This window comes from Paenibacillus sp. FSL L8-0644, assembly GCF_038008165.1.
Lineage (GTDB): Bacteria > Bacillota > Bacilli > Paenibacillales > Paenibacillaceae > Paenibacillus > Paenibacillus polymyxa_D.
In genome coordinates, this window is the sequence record NZ_JBBOYN010000001.1 from 2,921,648 (window position 1) to 2,939,249 (window position 17,602).

Consider the following 17,602-nt stretch of genomic DNA (forward strand, 5'->3'; position numbering starts at 1 on the left):
AGTTATAACCGAAGCAGCGTTAAAGCTTTGGCTTGGAAGGAGTATGCATCGTGTCGTATCCGAAGCAGCACATTTTATTTGATCTTGATGACACCTTAGTCCACTGCAACAAGTATTTTGACCTGATCCTCAACCACTTTTTCGATTTGCTTCAGGAATGGTTTGCAACTCATAACCTAACCAAAAATGCGATTCGTGAAAAACAAATCGAAATTGATGTGGCTGGAGTTCATCAAGTGGGCTTTGCCAGCGAGCATTTCCCACAATCTTTGATAGATACGTACCAATTTTTCTCGGAACAATTCGGACGCCGTCTCGATTCTCGGGAAGAGCAGGAGCTTCGCTCTCTTGGCCGAAGTGTGTACGAACAGGAAATCGAACCGTATCCAGGCATGGTCGAAACGCTGAACTCCCTCCAAAAAGCAGGGCATTCCCTCCATCTGTATACTGGCGGTGAGCAGATCATTCAAGAAAGAAAGATTGAACAAATGAAACTGGCTACCTACTTTGATGACCGCATCTACATTCGCCAGCATAAAAATGTCGAAGCCCTAGAAGAAATCATCCAGATGAATCGCTTGGACCGAAGCATCACCTGGATGATCGGGAATTCTCTGCGCACTGATGTTTCTCCAGCCCTTGCCGCAGGTATTCATGCTGTATATCTCAAGCAGCCTAAGGAATGGATTTACAATATGGTTGAACTGCAAAAAAACGTGAACTCCGTGATGTATACGATACAGAAGCTAACGGAAGTACCACGGGTTATCCACGAAAGCATACAATTGCACCAACAAAAAAGGACCCTCGGATAGGGTCCTCAGGCTGTCGAGAAAGTCTCGACAGCCTATTTTATGTTAATTTTGTTTAAGACGACACCGCGTTAATGTTGTATAATATAGGTAACTATTGTAGAACGGATGGTGTTGATATGCTACGCTCCAACCGCGAAAAACAACAATCCTACGAATTTGTTTCCATCGAAGATCTGGTTCCTCAAGATCACTTGCTCCGCAAAGTAGATAAGTATATCGATTTTTCGTTTATCGATGATAAAGTTCGACCACTGTATTGTGCAAACAACGGGCGTCCTGCCATTGATCCTACCGTATTGTTTAAAATGATCTTTCTCGGTTATTTCTATGGCATTCGCTCAGAACGGCAACTCGAGCGAGAAATTCAGACGAACCTAGCTTATCGTTGGTTTCTGGGGTTGGGCTTAACGGATAAAGTTCCGGACCATACGACGATTAGCTGGAATCGTCGCACTCGCTTTAAAGACACCACGATCTTTCAAGATATCTTCGATGAAATTGTGCTGCAGGCGATCTCTCACCGAATGGTGGGTGGGCGTGTTCTCGTCACCGATTCCACACACGTCAAAGCCAATGCTAACAGGCACCAGTACACCAAAGAACAAGTGTTGCAGAATACTAAAGACTATATGGACGAGCTGAACGAAGCGGTGAAGGATGACCGGAGAAACCACGGAAAAAAGCCTTAAAATCCCGAGAGGAAGTGAACGAAGAAAAAGAAATTAAAGTGAGCAAAACAGACCCGGACAGCGGCTATGTGATCCGTGATGGCAAGCCCGAAGGCTTCTTCTATCTGGACCACCGCACGGTAGAAGCTGTTGCACTAGATTCAGGTTATTTAACAACGCCGATTTGCCGAGGTTTGCAGAACCGAAAGATTTTTGCCGTGATTGCTCACCGAAGATTCCATCCCAGACAAGGACTGTTTCCGAAATGGAAGTTTGAATACGATGCCAAACGCAATGCGTATAGATGCCCAGCCCAACAGGAACTGCCCTACCGAACGACGGACCGTAAGGGATACCGGCAGTATGCCTCTGACCCAGCTCAGTGCCAGCATTGCCCACTGCTAAGTCAGTGTACCCAGTCTCGAAACCACCGCAAAGTGGTGACTCGGCATGTCTGGGAAGACAGCAAAGAGTGGGTACGGAGCAACCGGCTGAGCCCATCTGGTAAAAAGCTGTACCGCAAACGAAAAGAGACGATTGAGCGAAGCTTCGCGGATGCCAAAGAGCTCCATGGGTTTCGCTATTGCCGTTTGCGCGGTCTTCCAAACGTCAGGGAACAAGCCCTTATGACGGCAGCCGTGCAGAACATGAAGAAGATGGCGATCCACCTAGATCGCCTGGAGAAACAGGGGTAACCCCCCCCTGCTTCTCCAGAGACCAGAGCATTATGATGTAAAAAAGAAACCCACGTCTCAAAATGACGGGGTTTCTCGACAATCTGAGGACCCTCGGATAGGGTCCTTTTTGTATTGGTCTAAACCCTGTCTCAGGATTCCTCTCGAACGCTAAGTTGTCCTGTACCAGGTTCATTCAGAACAATTCGCGCTTTGACGGTCGATCCATCTTTACGCTTAAAAGACAACAATTGCGTCTGTCCCTTCGTCAACAAGGACTTGAGCATCGTTTCGGTAATCTGCTTTCCAGCATATTCCTTCCAGACGACAAAGCCACAACCCTGCTTGTAGTGGCTGCACCCATACCCTTTACGGCCTTCAATAATGCTTCCGCCGCAATTAGAGCGTGGGCAGCTACCTAAAGCTTGCCTTTGGCTTCCTGAAATGCCTGAGGATCCGTCGGAAGAGCTGCGTGCTGGTGGTGCTGCTTGCTCTAGCGTTGCGCTTCCAGCGCTGCCACCGCGTCCTGATGTAGCACGCCCCACCCCTTTGGCGGCGGTGCGTCCACTCGCACGCGCACTACGTGCGCCTTCTTTTCCAATCGCACGCTTCCCCCTTGCTTCCTCACCAAAGGCATTTGCCGGAGCCGGCGGCTGCTGCCTCACCTTATCAATGATGGACAACGTAAATCTTTTAACGTTCTCCATAAACTTCTCTTGAGCCGCCTCACCCTTGGAAATTTGATGTAGGCGACGTTCCCATTGACCTGTCATCTCCGGGGAGGCTAATAGATCAACCCCAGCATGACGGATCAGGTCAATAGCCATCTTTCCTTTTTCCGTAATAAGAATCTTTTTACCCTTCATTTCAATATAGCCAACTTTTTTCAATCGTTCAATTGTGGCGGCCCGCGTCGCAGGTGTGCCTAAACCGGCATCCTTCATGACCTCACGCAATTCCTCATTCTCCATCTGTTTACCCGCGCTTTCCATCGCCTTAAGCAATGTACCCTCCGTGTAGCTTTTAGGGGGCTGAGTCGCCTTTTCTTTCATCTCGGCGCGAACACAATCCACGGGACGCCCCGCATCAATCTCAAACTTCTTGTCCGTCCACTCGTCCGTTTCCTCTTCATCTTCTTTTTTCGGTGATTTGCTCTTTTTACCTTTATCCTGATCAACCTTACTTAAAACTACTTTCCACCCCAAGGAAAGAAGCTCTTTAATATTTGTTTTAAACAGATGCTTGTCCACCTGTGTCATTACGGTATGCATTTTGTATTCAGCAGGCGGAAAAAAATGCGACAAAAACCTGCGAATAACCAGGTCATATACATTTTGCTCTTCTTTGCTTAGTGTTCCTGGCCTTTTTAATGTCGGCAAAATAGCATGGTGATCCTCAACACGAGATGGATTGCAGACCGATTTATTCTGTTTATGAACCAAATTGGGGTTGGCTTGTTGGACCAGATCAGCATAAGGACCTGTGCCCAGCATCCGTAGTGCCTTGTGCATGCCGTCTATATTTTGCTCTGTCACATAGTTAGAATTGGTACGCGGATAGGAAATGACCTTGTGGCGCTCATAAAGCGCTTGTGCCACATCCAGTGTTTTTTTGGCCGAATAACCGTACTTGGCATTCGCCTCGCGTTGAAGCAGCGTTAAATCGTACAATTTAAAAGGATACTCTTTTGTCTGCTTGGTGTCATATTTGGTGATTTTACCTATTTTTCCGCGAACAGCCGCAGCGATTTCCTCAGCTTCCTCTGGCTTCGTCAGCCTATCCCCCTGCCACGCACCTTTGTACTTGATCTGATCTTGCTTAAATTCTGCCCACACGTCATAGAAGGTTTGAGACTGAAATGCCTCAATTTCTTTTTCCCGGTCATGAATCAGTGCCAGCACGGGAGTCTGCACCCGTCCTACCGACAGCAGTGTGTTATGTCGTGTTGTGAACGCTCTGGAAGCGTTCATGCCGATCAGCCAGTCCGCTTCACTTCGTGCCCGCGCAGCTTGAGTCAGAAATTCAAACTCCGAAGCATCTCGCAATCGTTCAAAGCCTGTCGCAATACTTTCCGCTGTCAAGTCTGAAATCCACAGTCGCTTAACTGGCTGACGCAACTTTAATTGCTGTTGGATCAACGCAAAAATATATTGCCCTTCCCGTCCAGCATCACAAGCATTTACGATGGCATCGCAGCGTTTGGCCAGTTCACCAATCATTTTCAGCTGATCTTTTGTTTTCGGATTCGGTACAATTTTGAACTGCTCAGGGATAATAGGAAGATCCTTAATATTCCATCGCTTGTACTTAGCATCGTATGCATCCGGCTCAGCCAAACCCAGTAAATGCCCGATCGCCCAGGTTACAATGTATTTCTCCCCTTCCAAATAGGTACGGTTATTTTTAGCCCGCGGCTCCATAACAGCGGCAATCGTCCGTCCCATATCCGGTTTCTCAGCAATAATCAACGTCTTCATTCATACTCCATTCCTTCCTGACGGCCTTCTGTTTCTCCTCCATGAATCATACATATACATGGATATTAAAGAAAACACAGGTATCCCGGCCTCATGCAAAAGGAGCCTTCTCCCGACGAAAGCTCCTTTGTAAATTCATTTAGTCAAACGCTTCAACAATATACGTGTATTATACCATAGATACCATGGTTCTCTCAGGTCATGATTTTAAATAGTCAACGAAAGTTATGTATATGTTAATTTACATCACATATATATCAGATTTTATCAAATTTTCTTGTGAAATAATTCTTTTTTCTATAAAAAAGCTACACTAAACACTCTTTTTTATGTTATGATCAATTTAGATAAGAAATATATGGTGATACGATTAAATTTAAGTTATATTATATAACATATATTTCACAATGTTTCACAGCTCAATAATCATTTATTCATTTTTCGCTTCTGGCAGACTCAGCTTGAAATACAATAAAGCCCCATCCGAAGATGGAGCTTTGACTGATCCGTAACATAAAATTTATAATTACACCAAAACGGTAGCGCCCATGAGGTATTTATCAACTTCACGCGCAGCTTCTCGACCTTCATTAATAGCCCACACAACAAGACTTTGTCCGCGACGCATATCACCTGCAGCAAAAACCTTATCCACATTAGTAACATATTTTCCATAACGTGCTTTAACGTTGGAACGACGATCCGTCTCCAAGCCAATTTGCTCTACAATCGTTTGCTCAGGACCATCAAATCCAATGGCAATAAGAGCAATTTGTGCAGGGAATACGCGCTCCGTACCTGGAATCGGTTGATAGATTTTGCGCCCTGTTTCATCAACAATCCGTTGAATTTGAATGGTGTGCAGCTCTTTCAGATTACCGTTTTCATCACCTACAAATTTGGTCGTCATGATGGAGAACTCACGTGGATCTTCTCCGAACAGCGCCTTAGCTTCTTCCTGTGCATAATCAAGAGAATACACGTTTGGAAATTGTGGCCAAGGATTGGCAATCGGGTCACGCTCCATAGGTGCTTTGGTATGTGTGCCAAATTGAGTGACACTCCGACAACCATGACGCAAAGAAGTAGCTACACAGTCCGAACCCGTATCACCGCCACCGATTACAATAACGTCCTTACCTTGGGAAGACAAATAGTTGCCATCTTCCAGATTGGAGTCCAAGTAACTTTTGATGGTACCATTCAGATAATCCATCGCATAATGAACACCCTTCAAATCGCTACCTTCAATGTTGAATTCTCTTGGCTTCGTAGAACCACCGCATAGAACAACAGCATCATATTCACCAATCAACTGATCGGTAGGGATATCTTTGCCGATTTCCGTATTGGTGATGAATTGAATACCTTCAGCCTCCAGCAAATCCACACGCCGCTGAACAACCTTTTTATCCAATTTCATGGACGGTATGCCATACATCAATAATCCACCCACACGATCTGCACGCTCATACACAGTCACGCTGTGCCCTGCTTTGTTAAGCTGAGCCGCTGCAGCCAAACCTGCCGGACCCGAACCGACAACAGCCACTCGTTTGCCTGTACGCTTTTCTGGCGGATTAGGGACAACCCAGCCTTCCTCAAAACCCTTTTCGATAATAGCTTCCTCAATGGTTTTAATTGTAACAGACTGTCCGATCAGTCCCACAGTACATGAACCCTCACATGGCGCAGGACAAACACGACCTGTGAATTCTGGGAAGTTATTCGTTTTGTGCAGCCGCTCTAGTGCTTCCTTCCACAAACCACGATATACGAGATTGTTCCATTCCGGAATGAGATTATGAACCGGGCAGCCTAAAGTTGCTCCCATGATATCCATCCCCGTATGACAATAAGGGGTTCCGCAGTCCATACAACGCGCCCCTTGGGTACGCAGCTCTTCCTCAGACATATGCTTATGGAATTCTTCCCAATCCTTTATACGCTCTGCCGGGTCCCGGTCTGTAGGAAGCTGTCGTGTGTATTCCATAAATCCAGTTGGTGTAGACATGTTACGTTCCCCCATCTCTTCGCTTATGAACCCCGATCATCCATTCAGAATTTAAGTCAAATTCGAATTTGTCTGCTTGTATTATGAAAGGGTCTGTTCTCGTTGAATTTGATTTATTGTATCACAATACAGCGTAAAAGTAATGAAAACTTATGCAACTTTTTGCATCAACACCAAAAGGATTTTTTATATGGTTTATTAATTTTTCAAATGAGTGGGGTCGGATACAGTCTATTCTTATTCCATTTTCTCGTAAACAACAAAACGGTACTCATATGGATTTCTGTCATCCTTGATACCCGGAGTCTCACTAACTATATTCCAACCGTTCCAATCCAGCTCGGGGAACGTTGTGTCGCCTTCAAAAGTCTCCTCAATCCGAGTCACAATCAGCCGATCGGCATGTGGCCAAAACAGTGCATAAATTTCTGCTCCTCCAATGACCATTAGCTCCTCCTGCTTTGCTAATTGGAGCCCTTCTTCCAGTGAATGAATCACTTCAGCACCTTCCACCCGATAACACTGATCTCGAGTTAAGACGACGTTACGTCGGTTTGGCAGGCTTTTTCCTCCAAAGGATTCCCACGTCTTGCGCCCCATGAGTACCGTTTTATTAATCGTCTGCTCTTTGAAAAAGGCCATGTCTCTAGGGAGGTGCCAGGGAAGTTTGTTATCCCGGCCAATCACACCATTTTGTGCCATAGCCCATATCATTGAAATGCCCATTTTTCCACCTCCTCTAATCAGATGGCGACAGGCGCCTTAATCCCTGGATGATACTCGTAATTTTCAAAAGCAAAATCGTCATAGGTATAATCAAAAATCGAATCCGGTTTGCGCAGAATTTTTAACTGAGGCAACGGATAAGGATCACGTTCCAGCTGTGTATGCACTTGTTGCATATGATTTGAATAAATATGCACATCGCCGCCTGACCAAATAAATTCGCCGGGCTCCAAACCACACTGCTGTGCAACCATATGCGTAAGCAATGCATAACTCGCGATGTTGAATGGCAGCCCTAGAAAGGTATCCACAGAACGCATTGTTAGCATACAGGAAAGTTTTCCTCCAGCTACATAGAACTGAAATACAAAGTGACATGGCGGCAACTTCATGGATTCGATTTCTGCCACATTCCAAGCACTGACGATGTGTCGACGTGAGTCCGGATTGTTTTTAATTGCCTCTATGACATTCGCAATTTGATCAATATGTTGCCCATCTGTTGTTTCCCACGAGCGCCATTGCGATCCATATACAGGCCCCAGATTCCCCTGCTCGTCCGCCCACTCATCCCAAATGGTAACTCCGTTCTCCTTGAGATAAGAAATGTTGGTATCTCCCCGCAAAAACCATAACAGCTCATGAATAACGGATTTCAAATGAACTCTTTTGGTGGTCACCAAGGGGAAGCCCTTGGCCAGATCAAAACGGAGTTGTCTTCCGAAAACAGATAGTGTACCCGTTCCTGTACGATCCTCTTTTTTTACTCCATTCTCTAAAATATCCTCCAGCAGTTCCAAATAGTTGCGCACGTTATTCCTCTCCTTTGAGCATGAATAAAAACCTGGCATCGCCAGATACTAATCTTTAAAATTCTTTTTCTGCACCCATATCTATAGTTAGTTTATCATGTACGGTGCTTCGTTGACCATGTACTGCGTGAATTTTCATAGTAGTCCTGAAAATCCTAAAGTTTGAAAAAAAAGAGACAAAGAGCGCAGATATAGCGCCCCTTGCCTCTCTTTGTCATGTATGAAAACCAAAAACGAGATAATGAAAAATGGTATTAGCGACGTGGTGCCAATGCATGGATCGGATGACCCAGCACGACTTCCGCTGCTTCCATAACGATTTCGCCCAATGTAGGGTGAGCATGAATAGTCAAGGAGATATCTTCGAGTGTAGCACCCATTTCAATCGCCAGACCCAGCTCAGCAATAAGGTTGGAAGCTTCCAGACCTACGATTTGCGTACCCAGTACCAGACCTGTGTCAGCGTCAGCTACGATTTTCACAAAACCTTCAGCAGCGTTCAGGGAAACCGCACGACCGTTTGCTCCATAAGAGAACTTGCCAACTTTGACATTGTAGCCTTTTTCTTTGGCTTCTGTCTCTGTGTAGCCTACGCTGGAGCATTCTGGATCTGTGAAAACGACAGCTGGCATACATTTGTAATCTACTACAGACGGCTCGCCTGCGATTGCTTCAGCAGCCACTTTACCTTCGTAAGAAGCTTTGTGTGCCAGAGCAAGACCAGCTACGATATCGCCGATTGCAAAGATGTGAGGAATGCTAGTACGTCCTTGGTGATCAACTTTCACCATTCCGCGCTCATCCAGTTCTAGGCCGATCAGATCCAGACCCAGTTCACCGTCTGTGTTTGGACGACGTCCAACAGTTACAAGCAGATAATCAGCAGTTACTTCTTTGCTTTCGCCGTTAACGGAGAATTTCACTGTTACGTCTTTATCTGTTTGCTCTGCACTTTCCGCTTTAGCGCCAGTGAAGATTTCGATGCCCGTTTTCTTCATGCTTTTCGCAACGATCGAAGTCATATCTTTGTCGAAACCAGGAAGCACTGTATCCATACCTTCAATAATCGTTACTTTGGAACCGAATTTGGAGTACATTTGTCCGAGCTCTGCACCAATGTATCCACCACCGATTACGATCAGGCTTTTCGGAATTTCAGGCAGGTTCAATGCTTCTGTAGAAGACAGAATGCGTCCACCAAAAGGGAATGGTTTCAGTTCGATTGGACGGGAACCTGTTGCGATAATTGCATTTTTAAAACGGTAACGTGGTGATTCATGTTCGTTGAATACACGCGCTTCGTTTTCGTTGATGAACATGCACTCACCATTGAAAACTTCAACTTTGTTGCCTTTGAGCAAGCCACTTACGCCGCCTGTCATTTTCTTAACAACGCCGTTTTTGAATTCTTGTGTTTTAGCGAAGTCTACTTTTACATTTTCAGCCGAAATACCGAAAGACTCCCCATGTTTAGCTGCTTCGTATTGATGAGCTGCAGAGATCAAAGCTTTGGATGGAATACATCCACGGTTCAGACAGACACCGCCCAGCTCAGATTTGTCAACGATCAATACGCTTTGTCCTAATTGTGCGGCACGGATGGCAGCTACATAGCCGCCAGGACCCGCACCGATAACCAATGTGTCAATATCCAGAGAAGCGTCTCCTACTACCATTGATTACACCTCCATAACAAGCAACTCAGGGTTAGCGAGCAGCTGTTTGATATAGTTCATGAAGTTTTGAGCAGTTGCACCGTCAATAATACGGTGGTCAAAGCTCAGAGAAAGAGCCATTACTGGAGCGGCAACAATTTCACCGTTTTTCACGACTGCTTTTTCACTGATGCGTCCAGTACCCAAAATCGCAACTTCAGGGAAGTTAATGATTGGAGTAAAGAACATACCGCCAGCGGAACCGATGTTAGTGATGGAGATTGTGCTTCCTCTCATCTCATTCGCAGCCAATTTTCCATCACGACCGCGCACAGCCAGATCACGAATGGAATCAGCAATCATCCAGATACTCTTACGATCAGCATCTTTGATAACAGGAACGATCAAACCGTTGTCTGTATCTGTAGCGATACCGATGTTGTAGTATTTTTTGTAGACAATTTCGTTTGCTTCTTCGTCGATTGAGGCATTCAGAGCCGGGAATTGACGGGAAGCAGCAACCAAAGCTTTTACGATGAATGGCAGGTATGTTACTTTTGTGCCTTTCTTCTCAGCAATTGGTTTGATACGAGTACGGAAAGCAACCAGTTCAGTTACATCTACTTCATCCATAATCGTAACGTGCGGAGCCGTATAAGCCGATTTAACCATAGCATTGGAAATAGCCTTGCGGATACCTTTAAATGGTACGCGCTCTTCCTCAGCACGTGGATCTGCTGCTGGTGCGGATGCTGCTGCAGCTTTCGCTTCTTTCTTAGCAGGCTCTTGTGCTTTTGCAGCTTCTTTCGCTACTGGTGCAGCCGCTTGGCCTCCACCATTTTTGAAAGCTTCTACATCTTCTTTGGTGATTTTACCATTTTTGCCGGAGCCACTCACTTGAGCGATGTTTACACCTTGCTCACGAGCAAATTTGCGGACGCTAGGTGTAGCTAGTACATCTTTGTTAGAAGCAGCAGGAGTTGCAGCTGGTTTAGTGTTAGCTCCGCCTTGTGCAGCATCCTGTTCTTGTTTAGCAGCAGCTGGTGCTTCTTCTTGTTCAGGAAGTTCACCCTCTGCAGCGATTACAGCTACGACTTGACCTACGTTAAAGATGTCGCCGTCTTTGGCAAATACTTCTTGTACTGTACCATTAACCGGACAAGGAACTTCAACTACTGCCTTGTCGTTCTGTACTTCCATGATGATATCTTCATCTGTTACTTTGTCGCCGGGCTTGATGTGCATCTTGATGATTTCACCTTCGTGAAGACCTTCACCCAGCTCTGGGAATTTATATTCAAATCTAGCCGTACCTGCAGCTCCGCCTTGTGCAGCAGCACTTGGCTCAGGGCTAGCAGTTGGTGCTTCTGATGCTTCTGGTGCATCTTCCTGTTCAGGAAGTTCACCTTCTGCATCAATTACAGCTACAACTTGACCTACGTTAAAGATGTCGCCGTCTTTGGCAAATACTTCTTGTACTGTACCATTAACCGGACAAGGAACTTCAACTACAGCCTTATCGTTTTGTACTTCCATGATGATATCTTCATCTGTTACTTTGTCGCCGGGCTTAATGTGCATCTTGATGATTTCGCCTTCGTGAAGACCTTCACCTAGCTCCGGGAATTTATATTCAAATTTAGCCACGTTTAAAACCTCCCAAATTTACGGTGTGCTTTAATTAAAATTCCAATACTTTATTAACCGCATCAATGATACGTGTTGGCGTTGGCAACCAAGTATCTTCAATTTGAGCAAAAGGATAAACGGTATCCGGACCTGCTACACGCAGAACGGGTGCTTCCAGATGCAGGATTGCTTTTTCGTTAATTTGTGCAATAACTTCAGCAGCTACACCGGAGCTCTTTTGCGCTTCTTGAACAACGATGGCACGATTGGTTTTTTGAATAGAAGCAACAACGGTATCAATGTCAATCGGGCTAATGGTACGCAAATCAATGATTTCTACTTTGATACCTTTTGTTTTTTCCAGCTCATCCGCAGCTTTAATCGAAGTGTGTACCATCATACCGTAAGTAATGATCGTCACATCGGAACCTTCGCGAACTACATTAGCTTTGCCCAGTTCAACTGTGTAATCATTCTCAGGAACTTCAGCGCGGAATGCATGATACAAGTTCAAATGCTCCATGAAAAACACAGGATCGTTGTCGCGAATAGACGCAATCATAAGACCTTTTGCATCATAAGGGTTGGATGGAACAACAACCTTGATACCAGGTGTTTGAGCCAGCAGACCTTCCAAGGAATCTGTATGCAGCTCGGCTGCCTTAACACCGCCACCAAAAGGTGTACGGAATACGATTGGAGAATTGTAACGTCCACCGGAACGGTAACGCATACGGGATGCTTGAATTGCCATTTGATCAAGCGCTTCAAAGATAAAGCCTACGAACTGGATTTCAGCTACAGGGCGGAAGCCTTGAATACCCAAACCGACAGCAAGACCCCCGATTGCGGATTCCGCCAGCGGAGTATCGAATACACGTTCTTCGCCAAATTCTTTTTGCAGACCTTCTGTAGCGCGGAATACGCCACCTACATGACCTACGTCTTCACCGAAAAGCAGGACGTTAGGGTCGCGTTTCAACTCTACGCGCAGTGCGTCACGAATCGCTTCTTTCATGTTCATTTGTGCCATTTGCTTCATTTCCTCCTTAAACATTGACAGATCAATTTCAGTTCAGGTCAATCGAAAAGCAGACCGGATCGGGTTACGGCCCGGTCTCTTTCAAGTTCAATTATTTAAAATCAGCTTTTTGTTCTTCCAAGTGCTTAGGCGTTGTTTCGAACATGCTATCGATCAGGCCAGGAATTGTCATTTTCTCTGTTTTCTCGGCTTTTTTGATCTCTTCGTTCACTTTTGCCTTAGCTTCTTCTTTTACGCGAGCTGTATCTTCTTCAGTCCAAAGGCCTTTTTTCTCAAGGTATTTCGCAAAGCGGGCAATTGGATCTTTCGCATTCCATTCGCCTTCTTCTTCTTTAGAACGATATTTTGTTGCATCATCAGAAAGGGAATGCGGACGGAAACGGTACGTTACGGCTTCAATCAAAGTAGCACCTTCACCATTACGTCCACGCTCTGCAGCTTCTTGAACGGCTTTAATAACTGCAAGCACGTCCATGCCGTCAATTTTCACGCCTTTAATACCAGCAGCTACTGCTTTATGAGCGATCGAAAGAGCAGCCGTTTGTTTTGAGAATGGAGTCGTGATCGCGTAACCATTGTTTTGCACAAAGAAAATAACTGGCAACTTGTATACACCAGCATAGTTCAGGCCTTCGTAGAAATCACCTTCGGAAGAACCGCCGTCACCTGTATATGTAATGGCGACTTGTTTTTGTTTTTTCAGCTTGTAACCCATAGCAATACCCATAGCATGCAAAATTTGCGCGCCAATGATGATTTGCGGCATCAGTACATTAACACCGTCCGGCACTTGGCCGCCGTGTTGATGACCACGGGAATACAAGAAAGCTTGGTATAATGGCAGGCCATGCCAAACGATTTGCGGAATATCGCGGTAGCCTGGAGCAATAAAGTCTTCTTTTTGGAGCGCATATTCGCTACCAACCATGGTTGCTTCTTGTCCGGATACCGGAGCATAGAAACCGAGACGCCCTTGACGGCCTAAGTTAACGGCACGGTCATCCCAAGTACGTGTAAATACCATTCGATACATAATTTCTTTCAATTGATCATCTGTAAGTTTAGGCAACATATCTTTATTGATAATTTCACCATCCGGAGAAAGTACGGACAGCGCCTCAACTTCCTCTGTGTAAACTTCATAAGGAACCTTGCTCATTTTCTTCACCTCAACAAAAAAATTTGAATATCAAGTTCCGCTGTTATAGGATTATTATACACCTGTTATACCGCTCGCGTCAAAGATTTAGTTATTTTTTTTGAGTTTGTCACATTTTTGTGTGTGTAACAGGGTATATTTTTTACTGTAACAGCTTAGTACATGATTGAAATTTTAAACATCTATTGCAATCAGGGTAATCTTAACTTATTGTGATCCCGAATGCAAAATAATACCCAAGAAAGGTGACGAAAAATGACGGATTCTCGGTATTTAAAACGAACCATCCTTAAAGACGAAGTAGACAGCCGCTTTCTTGGCGAGACCAGAACTCTCCGGATTTATTTGCCGCCCGGCTATAATGAAATATTGAGCTACCCGGTCGTGTACTGTCAGGACGGAGAAGAATTTTTCAATTTTGGCCGCATTGCAACTCATGCCAACCGCCTCATTCTAGATGAGGGCGTCGAACCCTTCATTATTGTAGGTGTGGAAGTGAATACAAAAATTCGAACGCAGGAGTATGCTCCCTTTGGCAATCGTTTTGAGGCGTATACCGCCTGTTTTGCAGAAGAGATTATTCCCTATGTAGAGCAAAAGTATCCTATAAGAAAAGATGCAGCGTCCCGTATTTTGGCGGGGGATTCACTGGGAGGCAGTGTGTCTCTGCATTTGGCTTTGATGTATCCTCAGTTGTTCAACCGCATTATCAGCCTCTCAGGTGCTTACTATGAAGCTTCGCAGGAAATCATCGCCCGTGAGAAAGATCTGTCTCATTTGCGGGTGTGGATGACGGTTGGCCTTCAGGAAGATGCATTTGAGAGTGATACTGGCATTTACAACTTTGTAGAGCTTAACCGTCAATGCGCAGATTTGCTGCGCGAACGGAACGTTGAAGTTTCTTACCGTGAAAAGGATGGCAAACATTTGTGGGGCTTTTGGCAAAACGAGTTGCCTGACGCGCTAATGTATTTTTTGGATCGCGCCTGAGTAAATTCTCCCAGGTAACTAAAAGGGAATGGAGCATTTGACCTACTAGGTCATAAAGCTCCTTCTTCTTTTTCATGATTTGGTTGCGCTTTCAAAAATGTATAACGAAAAACGGCAATGATTGCCGTCATCTGTCGTTCACATTATAGCTTTTCTTCTACGATCTTGTCCAGCAAGGCGTCGCAACCTGCGTCCATTAATCGATAGGTCTCTTCAAAATTCCCTGTAAAATATGGGTCGGGTACTTCTCTTAATTTTTCTTGAGGGAGCAAATCCATAAATTTTAGAATATCTGCCTCCGCTCCACCTGCAATCTTTCGCATGTTTCGTTCATTAGAGTCATCCATGCACACAATATAATCAAACGCGTCAAAATCACGGCCCGTTATTTGCCGCGCCTGTATGCCTTGTTCGCTGATTCCATGCAGTTTAAGTTGCTTTAGTGTTCCCTCATGCGGAGGATTTCCGATGTGCCAGTCGCCTGTCCCGGCCGAGTCCACCCCGATTTCTGCACCCAATCCCCGTTCCTGCGCTTTATGTCTCAGTATTGCCTCCCCCATCGGAGAGCGGCAAATATTGCCCAAACACACAAACAAAACGTTAATCATTTCGTTCTCCTTCCTATTACACGTTACACTTCCTTTTTTCTGTTTCATTGTAGCCATGTCCTCCAAAATTGTGCAAGCCATATTTAACGCGGTATACTTAAAAACGATGGTATATATAGGATCGTATCAGAAAGAAAGGATGTTGATTATGACAAAAAAACGAGCGATTGTATTTTCAGGTGGTCGTCTTAATGAAGAAGATTTACATCAAATACAGCCCGATGATTTTATTATAGGTGCAGATAAAGGTGCTCTTTTCCTGATCGAGCACGGTATTACACCACATATCTCTGTAGGAGATTTTGATTCAATCACACCAGAGGAAAAAGAAAAGGTAGAATCAGCAAGCCAACGTATGATTGCGTGCGATCCAGTACTTAAAGACTTAACAGATACTGAGCTTGCTTTAGAAATCGCTATGGACGAACAGGCAGATCAAGTACTGATGCTTGGTGTGACTGGCACCCGGATGGACCACACATTGGCTAATGTTCAAATATTGGTACGTGCAATGCAGCATCATATTAGCTGCGCTATTATGGACGCACATAATTATATTGAGCTCACCGGATCAACGCTTGAAATCCAACCTATGGGCTATACATATACCTCCCTGCTTCCTATGACCGCCGAAGTAACTGGCATACAACTAGAAGGATTTATGTATCCGTTACATAATGCCACCCTCAAAATGGGACAATCACGTGCTGTCAGTAATAAGCTAACGGCTTCAAAAGGTACGATTTCCATCAAAAGCGGTCTGCTACTCGTTATTCAAAGCAAGGATTAATTATGACATTATTGTAACCATTATATAAATTGTTTTTCACTCAAAACCCTTGATGAACAAGGGTTTTTCCGTTTATAGAGATCAATGAATCGATATATTTTTTACAAATTGTAATTTTTAATCGTTTTTTAATAATCGCTGTGTAAGTCTTGTCCCTCAAGCATTTGAGCGTTCTTTTCCAACTATTAGGCGGCTTCAAAACTGTTATACTCAACGCTGTCAGTTAGTTAGCAACTCAGCAAAATATTGCACAAATCAATTTTTGGAGGTACTTACAACATGAATATGCAGAAAATCATAAAAAAGGTAATTATAGCAGGGGTCGCAGCCACGATCGGCTTTGGCACTTTTGCAATTGAGGGAACAAATACGGCACAAGCCGCCACTACGACTTCGGTAGGCCAAAAAGTAATTAACTACGGTGAAAAATATATGGGAACTCCTTATAAGTTTGGAGCTTCCACAAGCACTACACGTAATTTTGACTGTTCTTCTTTCATGAAGCACATATTCAAGAAATACGGAGTAAATTTGCCGCGTACTTCTGTTCAACAGTCTAAAGTTGGACATGCCGTATCCAAGTCCAATTTGAAAAAAGGCGACTTAGTTTTCTTTTCAAGCGGTAGTCGTGCTACAGGACGCAACATTACCCACGTAGCAGTCTATATGGGCGGGGGTAAAATTTTACACACTTACGGCGGACCTGGCGTGACCATCTCCGATTTGAACTCTGGCAACTGGAAAAGAACATACATTAAAGCACGCCGCGTGCTGTAGTATGAAACTCATTTTGAAATATGCGAGCCGGGACGAAAAGTTCCGGCTTTTTTTATACCTAATACTATTCTGATACGGTTGGTGTTCTGAGTGAATAACCAATACCTCGTTCCGTACGGATCATTTTAAACTTATATCCCTTATCTACTTTAACCCTCAAATGTCTGATATAGACATCTACAACGTTCGTATCAACGATATAATCATGTTTCCAAACATCCTTCAGAATTTGCTGCCTGCTACAAACTTGGTTAAGATGTATCGCCAGATGAAGTAAAAGATCAAATTCCTTCGGAGTTAATTCCAGCTTTTGTCCCCCTCTGCTCACCAATCTGCTTGCATTGTCTATATGTAAATCACCCGCCTCGATTGCCCTTTTCACATCACGTTCAATACCAAAAATCCGCAATAAATTAGCCACTCTAGCCTGAAAAACTCTAGGATAAAAGGGCAGAACGATCACATCATGTGCTCCTTGTTCAAAACAGGAAACAATATGGTCCTCCTCATCTGATGAAGTCATTGCTAATAGCGGGACATGAGGATGGTATTGCTGCAATATGCGAAGTAAACCTTGCGAAACTGTCTGTTCATCTTTTATATTGAGCAGCAGCAAATCCACAGGATTATGGGCTACATAAGAGCTTGCATCCGTCGTATTGCTAACATGAACCACCTGATAACCTTCCTGCTCCAATGGACGAACAATTACGGGAGACGCTTCATTTACATCCACAAGCAAAATTAACGGGCTCACCTTTTCACC

The 17,602-nt window shown here is 44.5% G+C and carries 15 protein-coding genes; 5 read left to right on the forward strand and 10 right to left on the reverse strand.

Translation table 11 applies throughout. The features are described 5' to 3' along the window. The first annotated feature begins 50 nt into the window (after positions 1-50). Together NSS94_RS13055 and NSS94_RS13060 are read left to right on the forward strand one after the other, a co-directional pair. Positions 51-815 carry an HAD family hydrolase gene (locus NSS94_RS13055; protein WP_069011731.1) on the forward strand — a complete coding sequence of 255 codons (765 nt, stop codon included), beginning with the start codon at positions 51-53 and terminating at the stop codon, positions 813-815. 116 nt (positions 816-931) lie between these two features. Next, positions 932-2,178 (forward strand): IS1182 family transposase gene (locus NSS94_RS13060; RefSeq protein WP_341039412.1). Its coding sequence is split into 2 segments (ribosomal slippage): positions 932-1,499 and positions 1,499-2,178, totalling 1,248 coding nucleotides; the frame shifts between segments, so codons are not numbered across the junction. Between the two features lie 131 nt (positions 2,179-2,309). Here the strand turns inward: NSS94_RS13060 and NSS94_RS13065 are convergent. The 8 genes from NSS94_RS13065 to pdhA all read right to left on the reverse strand — a co-directional run bounded on the left by NSS94_RS13065 (position 2,310) and on the right by pdhA (position 13,671). Continuing rightward, positions 2,310-4,634, reverse strand: a complete 2,325-nt coding sequence (locus NSS94_RS13065) for a type IA DNA topoisomerase (protein WP_341039414.1) — start codon at positions 4,632-4,634, stop codon at positions 2,310-2,312. 526 nt (positions 4,635-5,160) lie between these two features. Beyond that, the gene (locus NSS94_RS13070) at positions 5,161-6,648 is read right to left on the reverse strand and encodes a glutamate synthase subunit beta (RefSeq protein ID WP_069011727.1); all 1,488 of its coding nucleotides are present in this window, start codon (positions 6,646-6,648) and stop codon (positions 5,161-5,163) included. A 237-nt stretch (positions 6,649-6,885) separates the two neighbouring features. Continuing rightward, positions 6,886-7,374: a dihydrofolate reductase gene (locus tag NSS94_RS13075; protein ID WP_341039415.1), complete on the reverse strand. Its 489-nt coding sequence runs from the start codon at positions 7,372-7,374 to the stop codon at positions 6,886-6,888. Between the two features lie 17 nt (positions 7,375-7,391). Next, entirely contained in the window at positions 7,392-8,186 is a 795-nt protein-coding gene (thyA, locus tag NSS94_RS13080; RefSeq protein ID WP_013310507.1) for a thymidylate synthase, read from the reverse strand. Between the two features lie 254 nt (positions 8,187-8,440). Beyond that, positions 8,441-9,862 (reverse strand): dihydrolipoyl dehydrogenase, encoded by a 1,422-nt coding sequence (gene lpdA / locus NSS94_RS13085; RefSeq protein ID WP_341039416.1) that lies wholly within the window; start codon positions 9,860-9,862, stop codon positions 8,441-8,443. Positions 9,863-9,865: 3 nt separating this feature from the next. Continuing rightward, positions 9,866-11,488: a 2-oxo acid dehydrogenase subunit E2 gene (locus NSS94_RS13090; protein WP_039271310.1), complete on the reverse strand. Its 1,623-nt coding sequence runs from the start codon at positions 11,486-11,488 to the stop codon at positions 9,866-9,868. A 34-nt stretch (positions 11,489-11,522) separates the two neighbouring features. Beyond that, positions 11,523-12,503: an alpha-ketoacid dehydrogenase subunit beta gene (locus NSS94_RS13095; RefSeq protein WP_013310510.1), complete on the reverse strand. Its 981-nt coding sequence runs from the start codon at positions 12,501-12,503 to the stop codon at positions 11,523-11,525. A 100-nt stretch (positions 12,504-12,603) separates the two neighbouring features. Further along, positions 12,604-13,671, reverse strand: a complete 1,068-nt coding sequence (gene pdhA, locus NSS94_RS13100) for a pyruvate dehydrogenase (acetyl-transferring) E1 component subunit alpha (RefSeq protein WP_029517443.1) — start codon at positions 13,669-13,671, stop codon at positions 12,604-12,606. A 255-nt stretch (positions 13,672-13,926) separates the two neighbouring features. Here pdhA and NSS94_RS13105 point away from each other — a divergent pair, with 255 nt between their 5' ends. Continuing rightward, positions 13,927-14,661: an alpha/beta hydrolase gene (locus NSS94_RS13105; protein WP_069011718.1), complete on the forward strand. Its 735-nt coding sequence runs from the start codon at positions 13,927-13,929 to the stop codon at positions 14,659-14,661. A 143-nt stretch (positions 14,662-14,804) separates the two neighbouring features. On the opposite strand, the gene NSS94_RS13110 is transcribed toward NSS94_RS13105, so the two are convergent. Next, the gene (locus tag NSS94_RS13110; protein ID WP_029517442.1) at positions 14,805-15,269 is read right to left on the reverse strand and encodes a low molecular weight protein-tyrosine-phosphatase; all 465 of its coding nucleotides are present in this window, start codon (positions 15,267-15,269) and stop codon (positions 14,805-14,807) included. A 148-nt stretch (positions 15,270-15,417) separates the two neighbouring features. Here NSS94_RS13110 and NSS94_RS13115 point away from each other — a divergent pair, with 148 nt between their 5' ends. Both NSS94_RS13115 and NSS94_RS13120 read left to right on the forward strand, forming a co-directional pair. Beyond that, positions 15,418-16,059 (forward strand): thiamine diphosphokinase, encoded by a 642-nt coding sequence (locus tag NSS94_RS13115; RefSeq protein WP_029517441.1) that lies wholly within the window; start codon positions 15,418-15,420, stop codon positions 16,057-16,059. 279 nt (positions 16,060-16,338) lie between these two features. Next, positions 16,339-16,836 (forward strand): C40 family peptidase, encoded by a 498-nt coding sequence (locus tag NSS94_RS13120; RefSeq protein ID WP_069011717.1) that lies wholly within the window; start codon positions 16,339-16,341, stop codon positions 16,834-16,836. A 64-nt stretch (positions 16,837-16,900) separates the two neighbouring features. On the opposite strand, the gene NSS94_RS13125 is transcribed toward NSS94_RS13120, so the two are convergent. Next, positions 16,901-17,593, reverse strand: a complete 693-nt coding sequence (locus tag NSS94_RS13125) for a response regulator transcription factor (RefSeq protein WP_069011716.1) — start codon at positions 17,591-17,593, stop codon at positions 16,901-16,903. Positions 17,594-17,602 lie beyond the last annotated feature (9 nt).